At 67.5% G+C, this 14,281-nt stretch carries 12 protein-coding genes and 1 tRNA gene; 4 read left to right on the forward strand and 9 right to left on the reverse strand.

The features are described from left to right. Window positions 1-7 precede the first annotated feature (7 nt). The 5 genes from lpdA to AAC050_RS05365 form a co-directional block, all read right to left on the reverse strand. Window positions 8-1,414 (reverse strand): dihydrolipoyl dehydrogenase, encoded by a 1,407-nt coding sequence (gene lpdA / locus AAC050_RS05345; protein WP_339914030.1) that lies wholly within the window; start codon window positions 1,412-1,414, stop codon window positions 8-10. Between the two features lie 140 nt (window positions 1,415-1,554). Beyond that, complete coding sequence (locus AAC050_RS05350) at window positions 1,555-2,016, reverse strand: hypothetical protein (RefSeq protein ID WP_339914031.1); 462 nt, start codon at window positions 2,014-2,016, stop codon at window positions 1,555-1,557. 67 nt (window positions 2,017-2,083) lie between these two features. After that, window positions 2,084-3,862: an ATP-binding protein gene (locus AAC050_RS05355; protein WP_339914032.1), complete on the reverse strand. Its 1,779-nt coding sequence runs from the start codon at window positions 3,860-3,862 to the stop codon at window positions 2,084-2,086. Window positions 3,863-4,137: 275 nt separating this feature from the next. Then, window positions 4,138-4,212 (reverse strand) — tRNA-Gly (locus tag AAC050_RS05360). 272 nt (window positions 4,213-4,484) lie between these two features. Beyond that, window positions 4,485-5,267 (reverse strand): SDR family NAD(P)-dependent oxidoreductase, encoded by a 783-nt coding sequence (locus AAC050_RS05365; protein WP_339914033.1) that lies wholly within the window; start codon window positions 5,265-5,267, stop codon window positions 4,485-4,487. A gap of 55 nt (window positions 5,268-5,322) precedes the next feature. Between AAC050_RS05365 and AAC050_RS05370 the strand changes: the two genes are divergently transcribed. Then, window positions 5,323-5,721 carry a YkvA family protein gene (locus AAC050_RS05370; protein WP_339914034.1) on the forward strand — a complete coding sequence of 133 codons (399 nt, stop codon included), beginning with the start codon at window positions 5,323-5,325 and terminating at the stop codon, window positions 5,719-5,721. A 15-nt stretch (window positions 5,722-5,736) separates the two neighbouring features. Here AAC050_RS05370 and AAC050_RS05375 read toward each other — a convergent pair whose 3' ends face one another. Further along, entirely contained in the window at window positions 5,737-6,738 is a 1,002-nt protein-coding gene (locus tag AAC050_RS05375; RefSeq protein ID WP_339914035.1) for an NADPH:quinone oxidoreductase family protein, read from the reverse strand. 195 nt (window positions 6,739-6,933) lie between these two features. Here AAC050_RS05375 and AAC050_RS05380 point away from each other — a divergent pair, with 195 nt between their 5' ends. Both AAC050_RS05380 and AAC050_RS05385 read left to right on the forward strand, forming a co-directional pair. After that, window positions 6,934-7,830, forward strand: a complete 897-nt coding sequence (locus AAC050_RS05380) for an isoaspartyl peptidase/L-asparaginase (RefSeq protein ID WP_339914036.1) — start codon at window positions 6,934-6,936, stop codon at window positions 7,828-7,830. A 96-nt stretch (window positions 7,831-7,926) separates the two neighbouring features. Next, window positions 7,927-10,791 carry a pitrilysin family protein gene (locus AAC050_RS05385; RefSeq protein WP_339914037.1) on the forward strand — a complete coding sequence of 955 codons (2,865 nt, stop codon included), beginning with the start codon at window positions 7,927-7,929 and terminating at the stop codon, window positions 10,789-10,791. A 42-nt stretch (window positions 10,792-10,833) separates the two neighbouring features. Here AAC050_RS05385 and AAC050_RS05390 read toward each other — a convergent pair whose 3' ends face one another. The 3 genes from AAC050_RS05390 to rlmN all read right to left on the reverse strand — a co-directional run bounded on the left by AAC050_RS05390 (window position 10,834) and on the right by rlmN (window position 13,419). Continuing rightward, window positions 10,834-11,664 (reverse strand): serine protease, encoded by an 831-nt coding sequence (locus AAC050_RS05390; protein ID WP_339914038.1) that lies wholly within the window; start codon window positions 11,662-11,664, stop codon window positions 10,834-10,836. A gap of 7 nt (window positions 11,665-11,671) precedes the next feature. Then, on the reverse strand, window positions 11,672-12,115 hold the full coding sequence (locus tag AAC050_RS05395) for a DUF350 domain-containing protein (protein ID WP_339914140.1): 444 nt from the start codon (window positions 12,113-12,115) through the stop codon (window positions 11,672-11,674). Window positions 12,116-12,237: 122 nt separating this feature from the next. Further along, on the reverse strand, window positions 12,238-13,419 hold the full coding sequence (gene rlmN, locus AAC050_RS05400; RefSeq protein WP_339914039.1) for a 23S rRNA (adenine(2503)-C(2))-methyltransferase RlmN: 1,182 nt from the start codon (window positions 13,417-13,419) through the stop codon (window positions 12,238-12,240). A 285-nt stretch (window positions 13,420-13,704) separates the two neighbouring features. Here rlmN and AAC050_RS05405 point away from each other — a divergent pair, with 285 nt between their 5' ends. Beyond that, window positions 13,705-14,280: a manganese efflux pump MntP family protein gene (locus AAC050_RS05405; RefSeq protein ID WP_339914040.1), complete on the forward strand. Its 576-nt coding sequence runs from the start codon at window positions 13,705-13,707 to the stop codon at window positions 14,278-14,280. Window position 14,281: the final 1 nt, after the last annotated feature.

Raw genomic sequence — 14,281 nt, forward strand, 5'->3', positions numbered from 1 at the left:
GGACGCTTTAGGCCTGCATGGTCCAGTTCTCGACACCCATGGCCGCCTGTTTGACGGCCTCGGACCGGGTCGGGTGCGCGTGGCAGGTCCGGGCGATGTCTTCGGAGGCTCCGCCGAAAGCCATGGCGATACAGGCCTCGCCGATCATCTCACCGGCCTGGGGGCCGAGAATGTGGACGCCCAGAATCCGGTCGGTGGTCGCGTCGGCCAGCACCTTGGCATAGCCATCGGTCTCATGATTGATCTTGGCGCGACTGTTGGCGGCGAAGGGGAATTTTCCGACCTTGTAGGCCACACCGGCGGCCTTGAGCTGATCCTCGGTCTGACCGACCCAGGCCACTTCGGGGCTGGTATAGACCACGCTCGGCACCAGATTGTAGTCGACGTGCCCGGCCTTGCCGGCGATCAATTCGATGACCGCGACCGCGTCTTCCTCGGCCTTGTGCGCCAGCATCGGACCGGTGGTGACGTCGCCGATGACCCAGACCCCGTCCTTGCCGGTGCGGAAATGATCGTTGCCGATCACGCCGCGCTTGTCGGGCTCGACACCGACCGTCTCGAGGCCGAGGCCCTCCGTGTACGGACGACGCCCGATGGCGACCAGAACCACGTCACCCTTCAGCGTCTCCGCCGGACCGCCGGCAGCGGGCTCGACGGTCAGTTCGACGCCGTCCTTGCCGGATTTCGCCGCCGTAACCTTTGACCCCAGCTTGAAGGTCATGCCCTGTTTGGTCAGCACGCGCTGAAAGGCGGTGGCCAGATCACTGTCCATGCCGGGGCTGATGCGCGGCAAGTATTCGACCACCGTCACCTGGGCCCCGAGACGACGCCAGACCGAGCCCAGCTCCAGACCTATGATCCCGGCCCCGACCACGATCAGATGTTTGGGCACGGACGACAGGGACAGTCCCCCGGTGGAGTCGATGACCTTGCCCGGCTCGAAATCCACGCCCGGCAGGGGCGTCGGCTCTGACCCGGTGGCGATGACGATGTTCTTCGCCGACACGATCGAGGTCGTACCGTCGGCGGCCGTGACCTCGACCTGACCCGGACCGGTGATACGGCCGCGGCCACGAACCCAGTCGACCTTGTTCTTCTTGAACAGAAATTCGATGCCCTTGGTCAGGGCCTCCACGCTTTCGGCCTTCTGTTTCATCATCTGGGCCAGATTCAGCTTCGGGCTGACCTCGATGCCCAGGGTGGCGAATTCCGTACCCGCGGCCTCGAACAGTTCCGACGCGTGCAGCAGGGCCTTGGACGGCATACAGCCGACATTGAGGCAGGTGCCGCCGAGCGTGTCGCGCATTTCGATGCAGGCCGCCTTCAGGCCCAGCTGCCCCGCCCGGATCGCGGCATTGTAGCCACCCGGTCCGCCACCGATGATGACAACGTCGTAGCGAACGGCTTCAGCCATAAAATCCTCTGGGTCTCGAACGGGCGCGGGGGGAGCGCGCGGAAACTAGCGTTCACCCCGCCGGGGTCAACCGCCTCGTCCGATATAGGTGTGCACCCCGGGCCCGAACAGGGGAGGGGGCCTTGCCGGGCCTGAACGGTTCAGATCGCCAGTTGACCCGGAATGCGGTTGCGTCGCCGCCGACGGCTGGTGACGATGACCAGGACGCCGATCAACAGCAGTCCGGTCAGGATCGGCCAAACAGGATCCAGGGTCAGGCCGGTCACAGCCGGAGCCAGAACCTCGCTGGAGCGGGCGGCGATATCACCACCGCTCCCGTGATCCATGGCCAGACGCAGGACCGCATCGGCGATGAAGCCGAGGAAATAGGCTATCGCCGCCCGGGGGTTACCCGCCCCCAGCATCAGGGCCGAAATCAGATACAGGGCGACAGCCCCGACCCACAGGGCCGCAGCGGGCATGCCCGCGAGGCCGTCGGCCCCGGCGCGCACGACGGCGATGTTCGGAGACCCGCCATCGAGGAAGGGCGAAATAAACGGCCAAGCCAACCATCCGGCATAGGCAATGACCGTCAGAACGAGAACGAAACGCAGCATCTTCATGGTCGGACCTCCCGCTTCGGGACCAAGCCTAACCACTGTTTACAGGCCGGGAAAGGGCCGGAACCGGTCAGGCTGCGCTGGGCAGGGAGATGGCCACCTCGGCCCCGTCACCGGGACGGCTGTCGATCGACAGCACCCCACTGGACTGGCGCGCGAAGGCATAGGCCTGGGACAGACCCAGACCGGCCGAGCCGGGGCGGGTGGTGAAAAAGGGCTCGAGCGCACGCGCCGCCAGATCGCGATCCATGCCAGGACCGGAGTCGCGCACGCTGAGCCGCAGGCCTCCCTCCATCATGGCCTCCAGCCTGACAGCGATAGATCCCTGCCCCTCGACAGCCTCGACCGCATTGGTCAGCAGGGCCCGGACGGCTCCGTCGAACGCGACGGGATCGAGACGGACCGGCGCATCACCTGACGGTCCCTCGATCATCAGGTCGATACCCGGACCGGCCATATCCCTGAGCCGCCCCTCCATCGCCTTGAGCAAAACGCCGGCATCAAGGACCTGCAACACCGGGGAATCGTCGCCCTGGGAGAAGGCGGTCAGCCGGCGGGTCAGCAATTCGCCTTTGCGGCCTGCGGCCAAAGCTGCCTCGCCCAGACGCCGGACCCGGGACGGGTCGTCAGCCTGATGCAGCATCATATCCAGCGCGCCGGTCATCACCCCCAGCAGGGCGTTGAAATCATGGGCCACGCCGCCGGTCAGCCGGCCGACACTTTCCATCCGGCGGACACCCTCCATCTCCGTTCGCGCGTCCTGCTCGGTTTTCAGGGCTGCGGCGCGGGCGGATTCGGCCTCGGCGCGGGCCAGTTCGACCTCCTGTCGCGCGGCCTCGACGTCGGCAATCAGCGTCGCCTCGCGCTCGGCCACCACATCGGGTCCGTCAGTGACGACCTCGATCACCGGCGCTTCCGGACCGGCCCGTTCACCTGCCAGCAACAGGGCGTCAATGCGCCCCTCGTCATCGGCAAGCGGCAGCAAGGCCCAGCGGATCGCCTGGTCAGAGCCCGCCCGAGATACAAACGGCTCCGCCTCGCCCGCCGGTACCGTCAGGGCCGCATGAAGCGCCTGTCGCCCGGCCCCCTGCTCGTCCTCGGTCAGAAACAGGCTGGCGAAATCGGATCCGGCGACATCATCGGCCCGACCCAGCACAGCCAGGGCTGTGTGATTGGCTTCCCGGACCGCGCCATCCGCATCGACCACCACCAGGGCGCTGGCAGCCGCCTCGAACACGCGACGGGTCAGCTCCCCCGTCGTGGTGGCGACAGCAGCGGGGTTGACCGGATCGGGTACGATTGTTTCCGGCGTGGTCAGGCTTTCGGTCTCGACCAGGGCGGCGATCGAGCCGGTGACGTTTCCACGAGCGTCCTCGATCGGCATGGCGGTAACCGACACCAGCATCTTGCGACGGGTCGCCGGATTGGCCAACAGGTGCTGAAAGCCCTTGACCGTCTGGCCACGCAGGGCCCGGGCGCTGGGCAGCAGGTCGGGCGGAATCGGGCGGCCGTCAGGATAGGTGATCCCCCAGGTCGCGGAATGAAACCGCAGGCCGATCAATTCGGCGTCGCGGCGACCCAGCAGCTGGTGGGCGGCCCGGTTGGCGAAGACGAACTTCCCCGCCCGGTCCGTTTCAACCAGGGCAACCGGGATGGCGTGCAGGGTTTCAAGCAGCCGCCGGTCGGCAATATCGGCGGCCTTCTGCACCATATCCAGCTGATCGCTGGTGCTGACGTGCCGGACGCGGTGGGTCAGGGCGAAAAACAGCGCAACCAGGGCGACCACGGTCATCAGGGCGGAAACCGCACCCAGAACCAGTACCCAGTTGACCTCGCCTTCCATGAACATGCGCGATCCGTCCCAAATTGGCGCCTTGCGCGCCCTGCCGTCGATGGTCTGCAAAAGACGAACCGCGGGGTTGTTACGCGCCCGAAGGGCGAGTCGCCATATTGGACACGCGCCCGCCCGACTATCGCGCGATCATGACATTCTGTCCGAGGACCGCAAAACACGACCGAACGGCCCAAACCCTGGCAAACTCAAACCGCCCATGGGGTGGCCGCGCTCAAGCCGCGAGCGACCGCGTCGCGAGCACCAGCGCCCCAAACAGGTAAGGTCTCGACTGGAGCGGGCGAAGAGATTCGAACTCTCGACCCCAACCTTGGCAAGGTTGTGCTCTACCACTGAGCTACGCCCGCACTCCGCGACGGGCCCTGCACGGGCAATCCGTCTCGTCGAGAGGCGGGCGTATAGCGGACACCCCCGCCCCCTCGCAAGTCCCTTTTTCCTTTCGCCGCGATCAGAAGGCTCCGCCTTCTCGACCCGACACGGCCATTATTCGTTTCGCCGTGGTCAGAAGGCTCCGCCTTCTCGACCCGACACGGCCTAGCGCTTCGCGCATGCGCTCAGGTTGGGAGCGACCGCGTCGCGACCGTAGCGCCAAAAGGAGGCGCTGATCGCCTCGGGGCGATCAGCGCGGGGCCAGCCGGATCGCCCCGTCCAGACGAATGCACTCACCGTTGATATAGACATTGCGCACCAGCTCCAGCACCAGCGACGCATAGTCGGCGGGCGTGCCGAGACGGCTGGGGAAGGGAATGGCGGCAGCCAGGGCATCCTGAACCTTCTGGTCCATACCGGCCATCATCGGCGTCCACATGATGCCGGGCAGGATGGTGTTCACCCGGATGCCTTCCTGGGCCAGGTCGCGGGCGACCGGCAAGGTCATGGCATAGACGCCGCCCTTCGAGGCGGCATAGGCCGCCTGGCCGATCTGGCCGTCCTGTGCCGCGACCGAGGCCGTATTGACGACCAGGCCCCGCTCACCGTCGGCCATGGGCTCCAGCGTCATCATGCCGGCTGCCGACTGGCTCAGTACCCGGAATGTGCCGAACAGATTGATGCGCACGGTCCGCTCGAAGGCGGCCATATCATGGGCGCGGATCTCGCCGGTGTCGCGTTTGCGCGAGACGGTCTTCTGGCCGATGGCGATACCGGCGCAGTTGACGGTCAGCCGCTCCTGACCGTGAGCGGCACGGGCCTTGGCAAAGGCGGCGGCCACATCCTCATCCGACGTGACATCCACCTTGCAGAAGACACCGCCGATTTCGCTGGCGATGGCCTCACCCTTTTCCTCATTGAGGTCGAACAGGGCGACCTTCGCGCCCGTGGCGGCGATGGCCCGGGCCGTGCCCTCGCCCAGGCCCGAAGCCCCACCCGTCACCACCGCTGCGATCGAACCGTCGAGTTTCATGGCCGGAGCCCCTATATTGGAGTGAACGAATTCGTATCGCCGGGCTTTAGCCGCCATGACCGACAATGCCAAACCCACCCATCCCAGGGACGCGCTCGACCCGGCGAGGGCGCTCGTGCCCTCGGTCCAGCGCGTCAATGAGACGCGGGTCTCGCGCGGCTTCTGGCCCAAGATCCGGCGCACCGCCGCCCGCATCCCGTTCGCCGGCCAGGCGCTGAGCGTCTGGTTCGCGGCTCGCGACCCGGAGACGCCGGCGGCGGCCAAGGGGCTGATGCTTGGGGCGCTGGCCTATTTCGTGATGCCGATTGATGCGATCCCCGACGTCTTCGCCGGTATCGGGTTCACCGACGATGCCGCCGTAATCACGGCCGTGATCGCCATGCTGGGTGCCAATATCAAACGTCGTCACCTCGACGCGGCGAAGGCGGCACTGGAGCGGCTCAAGTCGAACTGAGCCTGCCCCCCGGAGTCACGACCCGACCCTCACCACCACCTTGCCCAGAACGCTGCGGTCACCCAAGGCCTGAATGGCCTCATGCGCCCGTTCCAGCGGGAAGGTCCGGCTGACCCGCGGCTTGATCCGGCCTTCACTCCAGAACCGCATCAGGTCGCCCATGTTGGCGACATGAGCTGCTGGGTCGCGCATCACGGCTGCGCCCCAGAACACGCCGATGACCGAGACCGACTTCAACAGGGTCAGGTTCAACGGTAGGGCGGGAATACCGGCCGGAAAACCGACCACCAGATAGCGTCCGTTCCAGGCCATGGCCCGCAGCGCCGGTTCGGCATAGTCGCCGCCGACCGGATCATAGATCACATCGGCACCGTCGCCACCGGTGGCCCGTTTGAATCCGCCCGACAGGTCCTTCTGCACATCCCGGTCCATCTTGCCGGACGGATAGACAAGCCCGTCATCCGCCCCCAGGTCCCGGGCGAATTCGACCTTTTCAGCGGTCGAGGCCGCCGCCACGACGCGCGCGCCCATGACCTTGCCCAGCTCGACCGCCGCGGCCCCGACGCCACCTGCCGCCCCCAGCACCAGCAGGGTCTCACCCGCCTGCAATCCGGCCCGGTCCTTCAGCGCATAATAGCTGGTGCCATAGGTCATGATCAGGGCCGCGGCGGTTTCGAAATCCATGCCGTCGGGCATGGGAACCACCGCAGCCGCCGGCACGGTCAGATACTCGACCAGCCCGCCCCAGCCCGGCACGGCGATGACCCGGTCGCCCTCGCGAACATGTTTGACCCCGTCACCGACCCCCACGACCACGCCGGCGACCTCGCCGCCCGGCGCGAAGGGTCGCTGCGGCTTGAACTGGTAGCGGTCCTCAATGATCAGGGTGTCGGGGAAATTGATCCCCACCGCCTTCACCTCGATCATCACCTCCCCCTTCATCGGGGTCGGGGCCGGGATATCCTCTACCACCAGGGTTTCGGGGCCGCCGGGGATCTTGGAGAGCACTGCGCGCATGGAGGGGTTCCTGGGTCGTGGGTCAAATCGGAAGACCTGGAATCGCCGATATTGGACGACACCAGAGGGCTCCGGAGCTTGCGCACACCGCCGGATCACGCGCATGGACGGGTCAGGATCACAGTACGCGCGGCGGAGAGGCAAGATGCGAAATACGACGCTAGCGGTCGCCGCCGCACCAGGGAAGAGCCAGTCATGACCCGCCACGCCCTCATTCTGCACGGTGGTGCCGGAGCCCGGCCCGAGCGCAACTATGATCGTGAAGTCGAGAATATGCGCGCGGTGGTCGAGGCCATGAAGGCGCGGCTGGATGCCGGTGCGTCCGCGATCGACGTGGCGGTCGAGGCCACGGTGATGCTCGAGGACGCCGGACTGTATGTGGCCGGTCGCGGAGCCTCCCCCAATCTGGCCGGGGCCTATGAACTGGACGCCAGCCTGATGGACGGGGCCACGCGCAAGGCCGGGGCCGTAGCCGCCCTGCAGGGGTTTCGTAACCCGATCCGCGCCGCCCGGGCGGTGATGGATCATACGCCGCACGTCATGCTCGCCGGCGAGGGTGCTGCCCTGTTCGCCCATGACCAGGGGCTGGAGACGATCAACGACGAGGCCGCCTGGTTCACCCATGCCGGCAAGGGCGAGGACAATCATCCGCCGGGCACCTCGCCTGACGTGCTGGCCGGGGCGCTGTCCCACGGTACGGTCGGCTGCTGCGTGCTCGACTCCGCCGGTCGCCTGGCCGCCGCCACCTCGACCGCCGGCGTCTTCGGCAAGATGCCGGGCCGGGTCGGTGACGCCCCGATTCCCGCCGCCGGCACCTGGGCCGACAGCCATGTCGCCGTCTCCGGCACCGGCCAGGGCGAATATTTCATCCGCACCGCCGCCTGCGCCCAGGTCAGCTGGCGCGTGGCCGCCGGGGCCACGCTCGAGGCGGCGACCCGCGCGGTGATCGCCGAAATCGGCGAAATGGGCGGCGACGGCGGCCTGATCGCGCTGGACCGCGAGGGCCGCATCGCCCATCCGTTCAACAGCCAGGGCATGAAACGCGCCTGGCTGACCGCCGACGGCGAGATCGGTGTCGAGGTGTTCGGCTAGACCCCGGTCGACATTACAGCTCCGTAACGTGCGTGGTCGCACGGCCCTGATAGGGTCGCGAAAAGCCCCTGTCCGGGCCATCCGGGAATCTCGCGCATGAAACTTCGTCTGATCACCACCGCCGCCGTGGTCGCCCTGCTGTCATCCAGCCCCGCCTGGGCCTTAGAGGTCGCCGCCCCGGCCTCCGCCGCGCCCGTCGCCACCACCACCCCGGCCGGTATCGAGGTGCCGCCGCTGGGCTTCACCCGGCGCACCCTGGCCAACGGGCTGGAAGTCTATTCCGCCCTCGACCCCAACACCTCGAACGTCACGGTCCAGGTCTGGTACCGGGTCGGCTCCAAAGATGACCCGGCCGGTCGCTCGGGCTTCGCCCACCTGTTCGAACACCTGATGTTCAAGGCCACGCGCAACCTGCCGCCGGAGACCTTTGACCGGCTGACCGAGGATGTCGGCGGCTTCAACAACGCCTTCACCGCCGACGACATGACCGCCTATTACGAGGTCGTTCCAGCCAATCATCTGCAGCGGATGCTGTTCGCCGAGGCCGAACGGATGGGCTCTCTCGTCGTCGATGAGCCGACCTTCGATTCCGAACGCGACGTGGTAAAGGAAGAATACCGCCAACGCATCCTGGCTAGCCCCTACGGGCGGCTGTTCGGCCTGTTCGCGCCCCAGACCATCTATCAGGACTCGCCCTACCGTCGCCCCGGCATCGGCTCGATCGAGGAGCTGGACGCGGCGACCCTCGACGACGTGCTGCGCTTCCACCAGACCTACTACCGGCCCGACAACGCCATCCTGATCGTCGCGGGGAATTTCAACCCGGCGCAGATGAACGCCTGGATCGACCAGTATTTCGGCCCGCTGAAACGGCCCGCGACGCCGATGCCGGTCAACAATGTGATCGAACCGGAACCGACCGGTCCGCGCGAGGCGACCTTCTACGCCCCCAATGTGCCGCTGCCCGCCGTGGTCATGGCCTGGCCGACCGTCGCCTATCGCAACGATGACCGTGCCGCCCTGACGGTGCTGGACGGCATCCTTTCCACCGGCGAGAGCAGCCGCCTGTACCGGTCACTGGTCTATGAACAGCAGATCGCCGCCCAGGCCGGCTCCAACCCCGACTTTTCCCAGCAGGCCGGCAATCTGACCGCCTATGCCATCATGACCCAGGGCCAGTCGCCCGAAGTCGGGATCGCAGCCCTGAAGGTCGAGATCGCCCGCCTGCGCGATGAGCCGGTGACCGCCGCAGAACTGGCCGAGGCCAAGAACGAGCTGGTCGCCAACGCCCTGCGCGGCCGGGAATCGGTCGATGACCGCGCCACCACCCTGGGCAACGTCCTGATCATGACCGGCGATGCCACTGTGGCCGACCGTGAAATTGCCGATATCCAGGCGGTCACCGTCACCGATGTGCAACGCGTGGCCCGTCGCTATCTGACCGAGAACCGCAGCGTCACCATGCGCTATCTGTCCACCGACGACGACCATCCGACCTCGGTGCAGAACATGAATGTCGACGCCCCGGTGACCCTGGCGTCCCTGGCCCCGGCCGGCACGCCGGCGACGCTGCTGCCAGCGGACCAGCGGCTGTCCCTGCCCCAGCCGGGGACCGAGATCGCGCCGGTCACGCCGCTGGTCTCGGACTTCCGCCTGTCGAATGGCCTGCGTGTCCTGGTCGCCGCCACCGACGGCCTGCCGCTGGTTTCGGCGCGACTGAGCTTCGATGCCGGCTCGGCCGAGGATCCTGCGGGCAAGGCCGGGGTCGCATCCCTGACCGCCGCCCTGCTGACCCAGGGCACGGCCGAAAAATCGGCCCCCGAAATCGCCACCGAGATCGAACAGCTGGGGGCCACGGTCGGGGCCGGGTCCGGCGTCGACTTCTCCAACGTCTATGCCAATGCCCCGGCCGACGTCTTTCCGCAGGCCGTCGCCCTGATGGCCGACCTGGTCCGCAACCCGGCCTTCGCCGATGAGGAGCTGGAACGTCAGCAGACCCAGACCCTGGACGGCCTGCGCGTGGCCCTGAGCCAGCCCGGCACCATCGCCTCCCAGACCGTGGCGCGGGTCATTTACGGGGGGGCTCCCTATGGGGCCCCGTCCGCCGGCACGGTCAACAGCATCCCGACCATCAATCGTGAGGATGTGGCCGCCTTCCACCGGGCCCACTACCGGCCGTCAGACGCCACCCTGGTCTTCTCGGGCCGCATCACTCCGGCCGAAGCCCGGGTGCTGGCGCAGCAGGCTTTCGGCGACTGGCGCAACCCGGCCGACACCGCCACCACCGCCGCCCATCCCGCCGGCACGGCCTTGAGCCCGCGCATCATCGTCATTGACCAGCCCGGGGCCGGTCAGGCCGCCGTCGTGGCCGCCATCCGGGGCGTGTCTCGGACCAATGCCGACTATTTCCCGCTGACCGTGGGCAACACCCTGCTGGGCGGCGGCTTCTCGTCACGACTCAACCAGGAAATCCGCATCAAGCGCGGCCTGTCCTACGGGGCCGGATCGTCACTGGGGGCCCGTCAGGACGCCGGGGTGTTCACCGCCTCGGCCCAGACCCGCAACGATGCCGCCGTCGAGGTGTCGGACCTGATCCTCGCCGAGATCGCCCGCCTGGGTGAAACCCCGGCCACCGAGGCCGACCTGGCCCCGCGTCGGGCCACCCTGATCGGTGGCTTCGGCCGGTCACTGGAAACAGTCGATGGTCTCGGCGGCCTGGTCGCCAACCTGGCCCTCTATGACCTGCCGATGAGCGAACTGGCCGCCTATGCGGGCCGGGTCCGCGCCGTCACACCGGAACAGCTGGAGGCCGCCTTCGCCCGCCACCTGCCGGTCAATGAGGCCAGCCTGGTGATCGTCGGGGATGCGGCCCAATTCATCGACGCGCTCAGGGCCAAACATCCCGGCGTCGAGGTCATTCCCCTGTCCGACCTGAACCTGGACGACGCGACGCTGCGCTGAAACACTCCATCCCCCGCTCGCATGACGGGCGGGGGGTGACGGTCACCCCGGCAGACACACCACCTGGGCCACCCGAAGGTCGCGGCGCATGGCATCGGCGACGCGGCCGTAGTTGTCGATCGTGACCGGCTCGCCCAGCGGCAATTCGTCGGCCTCCTGCATCCCCCGCACGGCGGCTCCGAAAGCGGCGGGGATCGTGGTGTAGATACGCCCCCGACGCGGCGCTTCGGCGATGGTGACTCCCAGGGCGCGTCCCTGACGGTCCAGCACCGGCGCGCCGGACAGCCCGGCCAGGGTCCCTTCCATTCCCGCCGTGCGACCGACCTCGGCCCAGGCCAGAACAGCCTCATCGCGCCGGCCCCGCCTCTGCCCCTTCAGGGTTTCGCGACCCAACAGCCGGGTCGTGACCTCACCCGCCCGCCCCTGGGGAAAGCCGGGATGGAAAGCGCGTTGGCCCGGATGCAGCGAGGGCGCGACGACGACCGGCACGGCCGGCGGCCCGCCCTCGGTGATCAACACCGCCACATCAGCCCGCGGGGCCAGACGTTTTGCCGCCGCCACGGCCCGGCCGCCACCGACGATCAGGGCCGGCTTGCGACAGCCCTCGACCACATGGCGGGCCGTGACCCAGCGACCGTCGCCGGCAATCGAGAAGGCCGTGCCCGTCATCGGCTGGAACGCCGCATCAGGGGCATTGACCGTCACGGCGGGGTCAAACGGTGTCACCGGTCCCAGCAGGGCGACCTCGACATCATCGGGCGGCGGCACGGCCGGCGGCGCATCCGCATTCTCACGCCTGCCCAGGGACGCCATGACAAGCACCGCCAGAACCGTTCCGTAGATCAGCCAGTCCGGCAGGCGAGGAAAATGCATGGCCGCCTCAGCCCGTCAGGGCCGCGGCCAGGATCAGGGCGGTCGACAGCTTGGCACCGACCAGCAGCACGGCCGCCGAAACCTCGCCGTCACGAATACGCTGGGGCAGGCCGGTCAGCAGGGTGTCGATAACGCGGAAGGCGAACAGCTGCAGGATCACGGTCGCCACACCCCAGATGGCGATGTCCCGCAACGAGGTCGACACGGACAGGGACACGGCCAGCGGCACGGCCAGACCAAGCAGAATTCCGGCGAAGGCCACGGCGGCGGCTGAATTGCCCTCGCGGATCAGGCCGATCTCCTTCCAGGGAGACAGTACCGCATAGACGGCCGCCCCCACGACCAGCAGGCCGACCGTCAGTCCCAGATGCATGACCATGACCGGAAAGCCACTGGCAAACGCCTGGACCTCCGGGCTGGAAAGAGCGTTGGAAAGCGAGGTCGGGTCCATGATCATCCAGGCGAACGAAAGCAAAACACACTTGCCTGATTGTGGCCCCAATCCGCAAGACCTGTAAGGTCACACCCGGTCACGAAACGTGACCCCGGGTTTCAGCCAGTAAGTGAAAACGCTCACGCCGCTCCGACAGTGGCCGGTGGTAAGCGTCGGGCCGAGGCCCGCACCTTCTCGCTCTCGGACTTCAGCTGACCGCAGGCGGCGAGGATATCGCGCCCGCGCGGGGTGCGGATCGGCGAGGCGTATCCGGCCTTGTTGAGGATGGCGGCGAACCGTTCGATCGTCTTCCAGTCCGAACACTCGTAGTCGGTGCCGGGCCACGGGTTGAACGGGATCAGATTGACCTTGGCGGGGATGCCCTCGATCAACTTCACCAGCGCCCTCGCCTCCTCCGGACTGTCGTTGACGCCCTTCAGCATCACATATTCGAACGTGACCCGCCGGGCGTTGGAGATGCCGGGATAGGCGCGGATGCCGGCCATAAGCTGGTCCAGCGGATATTTCTTGTTCACGGGCACCAGCACGTCACGCAGGGCGTCATTGGTGGCGTGCAGGCTGATCGCCAGCATGGCCTGGGTTTGCGTACCCAGCGGCTCCAGCTGCGGCACCACGCCCGAGGTTGAAACGGTGATCCGTCGCCGTGACAGGGCGATGCCCTGGCCGTCGGAAATGATCTCGATGGCGTCGGCGACATGGTCGAGATTATAGAGCGGCTCGCCCATGCCCATAAAGACGATGTTCGACAGCCGGCGCTCGTCCTGGTCGGTGACGTCCTCGCCGAATTTCGGCCATTCCTCGAGATCGTCGCGACAGACCTGGACCTGGGCGACGATCTCGGCCGCGGTCAGGTTGCGCACCAGCTTCTGGGTGCCCGTATGGCAGAAGGTGCAGTTCAGGGTGCAGCCGACCTGGGACGAGACGCACAGGGCCCCGGCCCGGCCGACGTCGGGAATGTAGACGGCCTCGACCTCGATGCCCGGGGCGGTGCGGATCAGCCATTTGCGGGTGCCGTCCTTGGACACCTGGCGTTCGACGATCTCGGGCCGGGCCACGGTGAAGACCTCGGCCAGTTTCGCCCGTGTGTCCTTGGCGATGTCGGTCATCGCCGCGAAGTCAGTGACCCCGTAGAAATGGATCCAGCGCCACACCTGTGTGGCTCGCATCTTCGCCTTTTCGGGCGGGCAGATGTCGGCGGCGATCAGGGCCTCGCGCAGGGCCGTCCGCGTCATCCCGGACAGGGTGACGGGCACGGGGGTGGCGGGCGTGGAGACACGCGAAAGATCGAGCGTGACGCTCAAGGCATTAGATCCTGCGAGAACGGGGAAGGCGGGCCTTATAACACAGATCGCGCTGGATTTAAGGCGCACCGGTGACGCTTGATCTTCACCGCCGTCAACTCTAGAAGCCGCGGCGTTGGGGAGTAGCAGCCGGCACCGCCCAGCCGGGATCGTATCAACACACTCGCGCCCTCGCGGCGCGTGGTGCGATCAGCGGATCATCCGCCTTGCGAGACCAGCGCGCCTTCGGTCCGGCACCGGCCGAATCGGGGCGTGCTGTCACGCATCCGGTGGAGCCCCTGACCCATGTCCCCAATCACCATTCTGTTGCTATCCCTCAGCCTGTCCGCCGACGCCTTCGCCGCCGCGATCGGGCGCGGGGCTGTTCACCGCCCAACCCTGTCCGCGGCCGTCCGGGCCGGGCTGGTGTTCGGGGCCATAGAGGCCGTCACGCCGGTCATTGGCTGGGCCCTCGGCCTGACCGCGGCCGGTTTCGTCCAGTCGGTTGACCACTGGATTGCCTTCGGCCTGCTGGGCGCGGTCGGCGGCAAGATGATCTGGGAAGCGACCCGACGGGAATCGCCCGACGCAGCCGCCGCCGCACCGCGGAGCCGGGGTCGGCTGGCCCTCGTCGCCACCGCCGTCGGCACCAGCCTGGACGCAGCCGCCGTCGGCGTCTCCCTCGCCTTTCTCGGCGTCAATATCGGCGTGGTCGCCGTATCTATCGGCCTGACCACCTTCATACTGGCGACCCTGGGCATGCTCATCGGCCGCGTCGCCGGAAGCCGGCTGGGTCCGGTCGCCGAACTGATCGGCGGCATCCTGCTGATCGGCATGGGGACGCGGATCCTGCTGGAGCACCTCGGCCTGATCACCTGGTGAT

Origin of the sequence: uncultured Brevundimonas sp., assembly GCF_963974615.1 — a bacterium.
Taxonomy (GTDB): Bacteria; Pseudomonadota; Alphaproteobacteria; order Caulobacterales; family Caulobacteraceae; genus Brevundimonas.

Bases quoted from the DNA above. Each gene is read 5' to 3' on its own strand.
- lpdA (WP_339914030.1), bottom strand. From the start codon at position 1,414: ATGGCTGAAGCCGTTCGCTACGACGTTGTCATCATCGGTGGCGGACCG.
- AAC050_RS05350 (WP_339914031.1), bottom strand. From the start codon at position 2,016: ATGAAGATGCTGCGTTTCGTTCTCGTTCTGACGGTCATTGCCTATGCC.
- AAC050_RS05355 (WP_339914032.1), bottom strand. From the start codon at position 3,862: ATGTTCATGGAAGGCGAGGTCAACTGGGTACTGGTTCTGGGTGCGGTT.
- AAC050_RS05365 (WP_339914033.1), bottom strand. From the start codon at position 5,267: ATGAAACTCGACGGTTCGATCGCAGCGGTGGTGACGGGTGGGGCTTCG.
- AAC050_RS05370 (WP_339914034.1), top strand. From the start codon at position 5,323: ATGACCGACAATGCCAAACCCACCCATCCCAGGGACGCGCTCGACCCG.
- AAC050_RS05375 (WP_339914035.1), bottom strand. From the start codon at position 6,738: ATGCGCGCAGTGCTCTCCAAGATCCCCGGCGGCCCCGAAACCCTGGTG.
- AAC050_RS05380 (WP_339914036.1), top strand. From the start codon at position 6,934: ATGACCCGCCACGCCCTCATTCTGCACGGTGGTGCCGGAGCCCGGCCC.
- AAC050_RS05385 (WP_339914037.1), top strand. From the start codon at position 7,927: ATGAAACTTCGTCTGATCACCACCGCCGCCGTGGTCGCCCTGCTGTCA.
- AAC050_RS05390 (WP_339914038.1), bottom strand. From the start codon at position 11,664: ATGCATTTTCCTCGCCTGCCGGACTGGCTGATCTACGGAACGGTTCTG.
- AAC050_RS05395 (WP_339914140.1), bottom strand. From the start codon at position 12,115: ATGGACCCGACCTCGCTTTCCAACGCTCTTTCCAGCCCGGAGGTCCAG.
- AAC050_RS05405 (WP_339914040.1), top strand. From the start codon at position 13,705: ATGTCCCCAATCACCATTCTGTTGCTATCCCTCAGCCTGTCCGCCGAC.